Raw genomic sequence first — 8,913 nt, 5'->3', positions numbered from 1 at the left:
GCGCCCGGCACAGCGCCCGGCGCCGGAGCGCGCTCCGGCGCGGCACCCCGGACGGGCTCCGGCGCCGGCCCCCCGGCACGCTCCGTAACGGGTGCCGGAACGGGCGTCGGAACGGGTGCCGGAACGGGCTGCGTGTCCGGCGCCGGGGCGAGGAAGAGCACGGCGGTCCAGCGCAGGTAGTACGCGAGGGCGATGACGACGTTGACGGCCATGACCACCGCGAGCCAGCCCAGCCCCGCGTCGACAGCCGCCGAGAACACCGCGACCTTGGCGAACAGCCCGATGACACCCGGCGGCAGCCCGGCCAGGCAGAGCAGGAAGAAGCCGAGCGCGAGGGCCGCGGCCGGGCGGGTGGCGAAGAGGCCGCGGTAGTCGTCGATGCGGTTGGCGGCGTGCGTACGGCCGACGAGGGCGGCGACGCCGAAGGCGCCCAGGTTCACCGCGGCGTACATCAGGGCGTACGCGACGGTGGAGCCGATGGCGTCGTTCGGGTCGGTCACGTGGGCCGCGGCGGCGATCGGGACCAGCAGATAACCGGCCTGGCCGACGGAGGACCAGGCGAGCAGCCGCACGGCGCTGTGGGCGCGCCCCGGTGCCTGGCGCAGCGCGGCGGCGTTGCCCGCGGTCATGGTGAGCGCGGCGAGCACGGCGACGGCCGGGCCCCACACGTCCCCGTAACCGGGGAAGGCCAGCACCGTCACCAGGATCAGCCCGGAGAAGCCGACGGCCTTGCCGACCACGGACAGATAGGCGGCGACGGGCAGCGGCGCGCCGACGTAGGTGTCGGGCACCCAGAAGTGGAAGGGCACGGCCGCGGTCTTGAAGGCGAAGCCGACGAGGGTCAGGGCGACGCCCGCGTCGGCGAGCGTGCCGAGCCCGGCGGGCACGTCGTCCAGGCCGCGGGCGATCTCCGCGAGGTGCATGCTGCCGGAGGCCGCGTAGACGAAGCTGACGCCGAGCAGCATCACGGCCGTCGCGGTGACGGACGACAGGAAGAACTTCAGCGCGGCCTCGGAGGACAGCCGGTCCCCGCGCCGCAGCCCGACCAGCGCGAACGCGGGCAGCGAGGCGACCTCCAGGGCCACGACGAGGGTGGCGAGATCGCGGGAGGCGGGCAGCAGGGCCGCGCCCGCGGCGGAGGACAGCAGCAGGAACCAGTACTCGCCCGCGGGCAGCTCCAGCTCCCGGACGGTGTGCAGGGACAGCAAAGCCGTCAGCAGCGCGCCGCCGATCACCAGGAACTGGACCGCCAGCGCGAAGTGGTCCGCCTCGTATGTGCAGGCGTCCTGGCCGGTGGTCAGGCAGAACGTGCGGCGGTCGCCGTCCAGGAGCGGCAGCAGGGCGAGCCCGGCGAGGACGAGGCCCCCGGTCGCGATCCATCCGAGCAGCGGTTTCGCCCGCTCGGACAGGAACAGGTCCGCGACGAGGACGACGATCGCGACGACGGCGGCGACGGTCGGCGGAGCGATCGCGAGCCAGTCCACGGACTGGATGAGGGAGGTCATCGGCTGCCTCCTCCGAGGAGGTTCTGCACGGCCGGGTCGCTGAGCCCCAGGAGGACGGCGGGCCAGAGTCCGGCGAGGACGGTGAGAACGGCGAGCGGGGCCCAGGCCGCGAACTCGTACGGGCGGACGTCGGTGAGCGTGGAGCCGGTGGACCGGGGCGAGCGGGTCGCGGCGGGGGCGGCGGTGGCGCCGCGGGCGGGGGCCGCGTCGTCGGGGGCCGCGTCGTCGGGGGCGGGTGTGGCGGATGCGTCGGCGGCGGATGCCTCGTCGGCAGGTGCCTCGTCAGCCGGTGCCCGGCCTGCCGGTGCCTGATCGGCCGGTGCCTGGTCGGCGGCGGACGGCCGGTGCCCGCCGGGGGTCCGGTCACCGGCGGAGGGCTGGTCACCGGAGGGCTGGTCACCGGCGGGCTGGTCACCGGCGGATGGCTGTTCGAGGTGTCCGCCCATGCACACCCGGCGCACGACGACGAGCAGGTACGCGGCGGTGAGCAGGGTGCCGAAGGCGGCGACCGCCATGAACACCAGGAACGCGGGGCGGCTCAGGCCCTCGGCGGGGCGGAAGGCACCGAAGAGGGCGAGCATCTCCCCCCAGAAGCCGGCCAGGCCGGGCAGGCCGAGGGAGGCGACGGCGGCGAAGGCGAAGAGGCCGCCGAGGCGGGGTGCACGGCCGTAGAGCGCACCGCCGGTGCCGACGGCGGCGCTGGTTCCGGAAGCGCGGCCGGGGGCGGCCCCGGAGGTGACTGCTCCGGAGGCCGCTGTTCCGGTGGCGGCGGCGGTGGCGGGGCCGGTGGCCGTCCCGCGGGCGCCGGAGATGTGGTCCAGGTCGGTACTGCCGTAGCGCTCCTTCACCGCGCCGACCAGGAAGAAGAGGAGGCCGGTGATCAGACCGTGGGCGATGTTGGCGAAGAGCGCGCCGTTGACGCCCGTCGGGGTCATGGTGGCGATGCCGAGCAGGACGAAGCCCATGTGGCCGACCGAGGAGTAGGCGATCAGCCGCTTGAGGTCGCCGCCCGTGCCGCTCCGGGCCAACGCGAGGCAGGCGAGGGATCCGTAGATGATCCCGGCGACGGCGAACGCGGCGAGGTACGGCGCGAAGGTGCGCATGCCGTCGGGCGCGGCAGGCAGCAGGATGCGCACGAAGCCGTACGTCCCCATCTTGAGCAGTACGCCCGCCAGCAGCACGGAGCCGGTGGTCGGGGCGGCGGTGTGGGCGTCGGGGAGCCAGCTGTGCAGCGGCCACATCGGGGTCTTCACCGCGAGGCCGATGCCGATGGCGAGAACGGCGGCCAACTGCGTTCCGTGAGCGAGCGACGACCCGTTGTCAGTGGCGAGTGCCACCATGTCGAACGTGCCGCCCTCGAGTCCGAGCAGAAGGAGGCCCAGCAGCATCACGACGGAGCCGAGCAGCGTGTAGAGGATGAACTTCCCGGCGGCCTTCTCGCGGGCGGCGTCGCCCCAGCGGGCGATCAGGAAGTACATCGGGACGAGGACCATCTCGAAGGCGAGGAAGAACAGCAGCAGGTCGAGGACGGCGAAGGTGGCGAGGGTGCCGGCCTCCAGCAGGAGCAGCAGCGCGACGAAGCCCTTGGCGGAGGGGGCGGCGGGCCCCTCGGGCGGCCGGAAGTAGGAGTGGAGCGCGCAGAGGAAGGTCAGCAGCGCGGTCAGTACGAGAAGGGGGAGCGAGACGCCGTCGGTGCCCAGGTGGATCCGGGTGCCGAGAGCGGGGATCCAGCTGATGTCGGTGGTGGCCTGCATCCGCGCGGGGTCGTCGTGGTCGAAACCGGCAGCGAGGGCGACGGCCAGCGCGAGGATCACGCCGGTGACGGTGACGCCGTGGCGGAGCACGGCCTGCTCCGGGTTCCGCCCCCTGAGACCGGGCGGGGCCGGGAGGAGCGCGGCGGCGGAGCCGAGCAGCGGGAGGACGACGATCGCGGCGAGGAGGTACTGCATCACGGTGTCGCTGAGAAGGCTGTCGAGGGGGCCCATGGGTCACGCTCCGGCGGCGACGAGGACGGCGGCTACTGCCAGGACGACGGAGCCGGCGAGCAGGGCACCGAGGTAGGTCTGCACATTGCCGGTCTGCGCACGGCGGACGGCGGCGCCGAGCAGGCGGGCGGCGCCGCCCGCGCCGTCGACATAGGTGTCGACGACCTCGCGGTCCAGGAACCGCACCATGCGGGCGGCCGCGCGCACGGGGCGGACGAACAGCGCCGACCAGACGGCGTCCAGATGGAAGCCGGCGGCCGCGTGCCGGTGCATCGGCCCGAGGAGGAGGCGGGCCGGGTCGGCGGGGTCGTGGGCGGCGGCGATGTCGCCGTAGGCCGGTTCGTGGGTGGCGATGGCCTCGGCCTCGGACTGCGCGGGGTCCACGCCGGGGTGGGCGGCGACGGCGCCCATCGGCGCGCGCCGGCCGAGCGAGGTGGTCAGCCGCCAGGTGGCGTAGGTGACGATCATGCCGACGAGGGCCAGACCGGTGCCGAGGACGGAGGTGGTGAGGGTCGGGGCGAGCGAGTGCCCGTCGAACCAGCCGGGCAGCACACCGACGGTGACGCCGAGCCCGGCGGCGGGGAGGAACAGCACCCACAGGACGGCGTTCATGACGAACGGGGTCCGGGCCGGGTGCCCGGATACGGCCACGCCCGGACCGGCTGCCCCGGCTCCGGCTGCCCCGGCTCCGGCTTCGGCTCCGGGCTCGGGTCCGGCTGCCGGGCGGGGGCCGGGGGCGGCACCGGAGGCGGCCCGGGGGGACGGCGCGGCGGTCGCGGTGGACGGCGGGCCCGGTTCGGCGGTGGCGGCCGCGCCCGATTCCGGCTTCGCGCCCGGGACGCCCGTCAGCAGCCACAGCCTGGAGGCGTACGCGGCGGTGAGGAGGGCCGTGACCAGGCCGGAGACGAGGACGGTCCAGCCCGCGAGGACGGGCACGCCCGGCGCGTCGCCGAGGGCGGCGTGCTCGGCCGCGCCGAGGATCGCCTCCTTGGAGAAGAAGCCGCTGAACGGCGGGACGGCGGCCAGCGCCAGCAGCGCGACGGTCATCGTCCAGAAGGCGTCGGGGGCCCGCTGCCGCAGATCCCGCATGCGGGACATGGCGGCGAGCGAGTTCGTCCCGGCGACATGGATGAGGACACCGGCACCGAGGAAGAGGAGGGCCTTGAAGGCACCGTGGGTGAGCAGGTGGAAGACGGCGGCTCCCCGCTCGCCGACGGCCAGGGCGCCGGTCATGTAGCCGAGCTGGCCGATGGTCGAGTAGGCGAGGACCCGCTTGATGTCGTCCTGGGCGAGGGCCGCGAGCGCCGATCCGACCATGGTGGCGGCGGCCATCAGACCGAGGACGACCATGGCGGCGGCCGAGGCGGCGAAGACCGGCAGCAGCCGGGCGACGAAGTAGACACCGGCGGCGACCATGGTCGCGGCGTGGATCAGCGCGGAGACGGGCGTGGGGCCCGCCATCGCGTCGGGCAGCCAGGTGTGCAGCGGGAACTGCGCGGACTTGCCGGCGACCCCGGCGAGCAGCAGCAGCGCGACGAGCGTGGGGTGGTCGAGCCCGTCGCCGGAGTTCGCGGCGGTGAGGATGCCGTTGATGCGGAACGTTCCGGCGTCGGCGGCGAGCGCGAAGATGCCGATCAGGAAGGGTACGTCGCCGAGCTTGGTGACCAGGAACGCCTTGAGGGACGCGGAGCGGGCGGCCTCGGTCTCCCAGTAGTGGCCGACCAGGAAGTACGAGCAGATGCCCATGACCTCCCAGCCGACGAGCAGCACCATGACGTCGCCGGAGTAGACGACGAGCAGCATCGCGGCGGTGAAGAGGGAGACGAAGGCCGCGTAGGAGGAGTAGCGCGGGTCGTCGCGCAGATAGCCGGTCGAGTAGAGCTGTACGCAGGTGGCGACCAGCCCGACGAGGACGGCGACGAGGACGGCGAAGCCGTCGAGGTGCAGGGCCAGGTCGATCGGCACCGAGCCGGTGGGGGTGAGCCGGGTCGCGGCGTCGACGGGGTCCCCGCCGCCCTGCCGCAGCGCGACCAGGACGGCGAGCACGGCGGCGGCGAGCGTCGGCAGTACGGCCAGCGGCCGGACGAAGCCGGGCGCCCGCCGGCCGGTCAGCAGCCCCGCGACGGCGCCGAGGAACGGCAGCAGGGGGACGAGGGTCGCGAGGGTGGTGGTCGTCACGCGGCGGCCTCCGCCTTGTTGTCCGTTCCGCCGTTGTCCGTTCCGCCGTTGTCCGTTCCGTCCGGCCCGTCACCGGGCGGGGTGCCGGGGCCCCGCCCCGCGCCGCCGGGTCCGGTCCCGCCCGGGCCGTCCGGTGGTGCGGCGGCGTCCTGGGCGTCACCCTCGGCGAGGTCACGGAGCCGGTCGATGTCGGAGCTGCCCCGGTTGCGGTACACGAGCAGCACGATCGCCAGCCCGATGCCGATCTCGGCGGCGGCGATGGCGATCGTGAACAGCGTCAGGGCCTGTCCGGCGTGCAGGGCGTCGCGGAGCCAGACGTCGAAGGCGACGAGGTTGAGGTTGACGGCGTTGAGCATCAGCTCGACGGACATCAGGACGAGGATGGCGTTGCGCCGGGCGAGCACCCCGTACAGACCGGTGCAGAAGAGCAGCGCGGCCAGCACCGCGGGATAGGCGAGATGCATCAGCGCTTCTCCTCCGTGTCCTTGCGCAGCCGGGAGAGGACGATGGCGCCGACGAGCGCGGCGAGCAGCAGCACGGACAGCCCCTCGAAGGGCAGCACCCAGTGCCGGAAGAGCATCCGCCCGGAGACCTCCGTGGTGCCCCGGGCGGGCCCGTCGAGGTCGATCCAGGTGGCGCGGAACGCGTCGACGACCACCCAGACGAGCGCCGCCGCGGCGGCGACGGCGACACCGAGCGCCACCCACCGGTTGCCGGAGTCCGCGTCCGGCGACCGGCCGATGGGGGCGCGCGTCAGCATCAGCCCGAAGAGGAGGAGGACGATGACGGAACCGACGTAGATGAGCACCTGCACCCAGGCGATGAACTCGGCGGTCAGCAGCAGATATTCGACGGCGAGCCCGCCGAGGGCCACGACCAGCCACAGGGCCGCGTGCACCAGCTGCTTGGTGGTGACGGTCACGACGGCCGCGCCGAGGGTGACGATGCCGACGAGCAGGAACGCGATCTCGACTCCGGTGGGCGAGAGGAAGCCCTGCGTCTGCGCGGCGAGAAGACTCATGCGCCGCCTCCTGTCCGGGGTCCGTCGCCGGGTCCGGTGCCGGACCCGGTGCCCGTGCCCGGGGCTGCGTCCGTGCCCGTGCCCGGGTCCGTACTCCTGTCCCGGGCCGTGCCCGTGTCTCCGGCAGTGCCCGTGCCCGTGTCCGTGCCCGTGGCGGTGCCCGTGGCCTCGGCGGCGGCTGCGGCCTCGGCCTCGGCGGCGGCGATCTTGTCGGCCGTCTTGCGGGCCGCGCCCAGTTCCTTCGGGTCCTCGGCCGCCGGGTCCAGCGCGGGTGGCGCGGGCACCGTCCACATCCATTCGCGCAGTTTGTCCCGCTCATGGGTGAGGTCGCGGATGTCGGTCTCCGCGTACTCGAACTCCGGGGACCAGAACAGCGCGTCGAACGGGCAGACCTCGATGCAGATCCCGCAGTACATGCACAGCGAGAAGTCGATGGCGAACCGGTCGAGGACGTTGCGGCTGCGCTCGCGCCCGCCCGGGGCGGCCGGCGGGACCGTCTCCTTGTGCGAGTCGATGTAGATGCACCAGTCCGGGCACTCGCGTGCGCAGAGCATGCAGACCGTGCAGTTCTCCTCGAACAGCCCGATCACTCCGCGCGAACGCGGCGGCAGCTCCGGCTGCTTGTCCGGGTACTGCGCGGTGTGCGCGCGCCGCGTCATCGTCCGCAGCGTCACGGCCAGGCCCTTGGCCAGCCCGCTGCCGGGGATCGGGGACATCAGGAAATCACCACCTTGACGACGCCGGTCAGCGCGATCTGCGCCAGCGCGAGCGGAATGAGCACGGTCCAGGCCAGCTTCTGCAACTGGTCCTCGCGCAGTCGCGGATAGCTGACCCGCAGCCAGATGACGACGAAGGCGAGCAGCGCCGTCTTCAGCAGCGTCCAGAGCCAGCCGAGGCCCTCGATGCCCGCCGGGCCGTGCCAGCCACCGAGGAAGAGGACCGTCGTCAGCCCGCAGAGGACGACGATGCCCGCGTACTCGGCGAGCAGGAACAGCGCGAAGCGGATGCCGGTGTACTCGGTGTACGCACCGAAGATGATCTCCGAGTCGGCGACGGGCATGTCGAACGGCGGGCGCTGGAGTTCGGCCAGTCCCGCCGTGAAGAACACCAGGGCTCCGACGATCTGCCAGGGCAGCCACCACCACTGGAAGCCGTCCAGGATGCCGGTCAGCGACACCGTTCCGGCAGCCATCGCGACGGAGGCGGCCGCGAGCAGCATCGGCAGTTCGTACGCCAGGAGTTGCGCGGCCGTACGGAGACCGCCGAGCAGCGAGAACTTGTTCGCCGACGCCCAGCCGCCCATCAGCGAGCCGAGCACCCCGACACCCATCACCGCGAGCACGAAGAAGACGCCCGCGTCGACGTGCTGCCCGACCGCGTCACCCGGGCCGACCGGGATCGCGACCAGCACCAGCAGATACGGCAGCAGGGCGACGGCCGGTGCCAGCTGGAAGACCTTGCGGTCCGCGCCCGCCGGGACGACGTCCTCCTTCTGCGCGAACTTCACACCGTCGGCGACGAGCTGTGCCCAGCCGTGGAAACCGCCCGCCCGCATGGGGCCGAGGCGGCCCTGCATGTGGGCCATGACCTTGTGTTCCGTCTGGCCGACGACGAGCGGCAGCACGAGGAAGGCCACGAAGACGGCGAGCAGCCGCCATACGACGTCGAGGACGTCGGTCACGACTCGCCTCCCTCGGGGTTCGACGGTTTCTCCGGTCCCGGCCGCCCGTCGCCCTCCGGGCCGGACCGCTCGCCGGGCTCACCGGCCTCCGGGACGGGCCACGCTCCGGGCGCCGGCCGGTCGGAACCGGACTCCGGGCCGGGCCCCCCGGCGGTCCCGGGCCGGCCGGTCCGCGGGTTCTGCGGCTCGGACTCGGCCTGCGAGCCGGACCCGGCCTCCGGCCCGGACTCGGCCTGCGGGCGGGACTCGGCCTGCGAGCCGGAACGTTCGGGCTCGGAATGTTCGGGGTCCGTCCGTCCGGGCTCGGAACGTTCGGGCTCGGTCCGTGCAGGTTCCGTCCGTCCGGGCTCGGAACGATCGGGGCCGGAACGATCGGGGCCGGAACGATCGGGGCCGGAACGATCGGGGCCGGAACGTGCAGACTCCGTCCGTCCCGGCTCGGAACGATCGGGGTCCGTCCGTCCGGTGTCCGGGCCGGGCCGCTCTTCCTCGAACGCCGGGACGGGGTTGTGCCACGGCGCGTCCGGGGACGGCGGCCGCTGG

Annotated in this window: 7 protein-coding genes; all 7 read right to left on the bottom strand. The window is 73.7% G+C overall.

What is annotated here, in order from left to right; genetic code table 11:
* A partial coding sequence (locus GCU69_RS05075; RefSeq protein ID WP_156205236.1) for an NADH-quinone oxidoreductase subunit N occupies positions 1 to 1,505 on the bottom strand: 1,505 nt, incomplete at its 3' end.
* Positions 1,502 to 3,490, bottom strand: a complete 1,989-nt coding sequence (locus tag GCU69_RS05070) for a complex I subunit 4 family protein (protein ID WP_235978238.1) — start codon at positions 3,488 to 3,490, stop codon at positions 1,502 to 1,504. The genes GCU69_RS05075 and GCU69_RS05070, both read right to left, overlap by 4 nt.
* A 3-nt stretch (positions 3,491 to 3,493) precedes the next feature.
* Positions 3,494 to 5,668 carry an NADH-quinone oxidoreductase subunit 5 family protein gene (locus GCU69_RS33470; protein ID WP_156205235.1) on the bottom strand — a complete coding sequence of 725 codons (2,175 nt, stop codon included), beginning with the start codon at positions 5,666 to 5,668 and terminating at the stop codon, positions 3,494 to 3,496.
* Complete coding sequence (nuoK, locus tag GCU69_RS05060) at positions 5,665 to 6,132, bottom strand: NADH-quinone oxidoreductase subunit NuoK (RefSeq protein ID WP_156205234.1); 468 nt, start codon at positions 6,130 to 6,132, stop codon at positions 5,665 to 5,667. Before nuoK ends, GCU69_RS33470 begins: the two co-directional genes overlap by 4 nt.
* Positions 6,132 to 6,689: an NADH-quinone oxidoreductase subunit J family protein gene (locus GCU69_RS05055; RefSeq protein WP_098753434.1), complete on the bottom strand. Its 558-nt coding sequence runs from the start codon at positions 6,687 to 6,689 to the stop codon at positions 6,132 to 6,134. Before GCU69_RS05055 ends, nuoK begins: the two co-directional genes overlap by 1 nt.
* Positions 6,686 to 7,405, bottom strand: coding sequence for a NuoI/complex I 23 kDa subunit family protein (locus GCU69_RS05050; protein ID WP_235978236.1), 720 nt, complete (start codon positions 7,403 to 7,405; stop codon positions 6,686 to 6,688). Before GCU69_RS05050 ends, GCU69_RS05055 begins: the two co-directional genes overlap by 4 nt.
* Positions 7,405 to 8,370: a complex I subunit 1/NuoH family protein gene (locus tag GCU69_RS05045; protein ID WP_098753433.1), complete on the bottom strand. Its 966-nt coding sequence runs from the start codon at positions 8,368 to 8,370 to the stop codon at positions 7,405 to 7,407. The genes GCU69_RS05050 and GCU69_RS05045 overlap by 1 nt, the downstream gene beginning before the upstream one ends.
* Between the last annotated feature and the right edge of the window lie 543 nt (positions 8,371 to 8,913).

It is taken from the genome of Streptomyces lycii, from assembly GCF_009735685.1.
Lineage (GTDB): Bacteria > Actinomycetota > Actinomycetes > Streptomycetales > Streptomycetaceae > Streptomyces > Streptomyces lycii.
The sequence above is the reverse complement of the archived record's forward strand: the minus strand, read 5'-3'. Positions and strand labels throughout refer to the sequence as shown.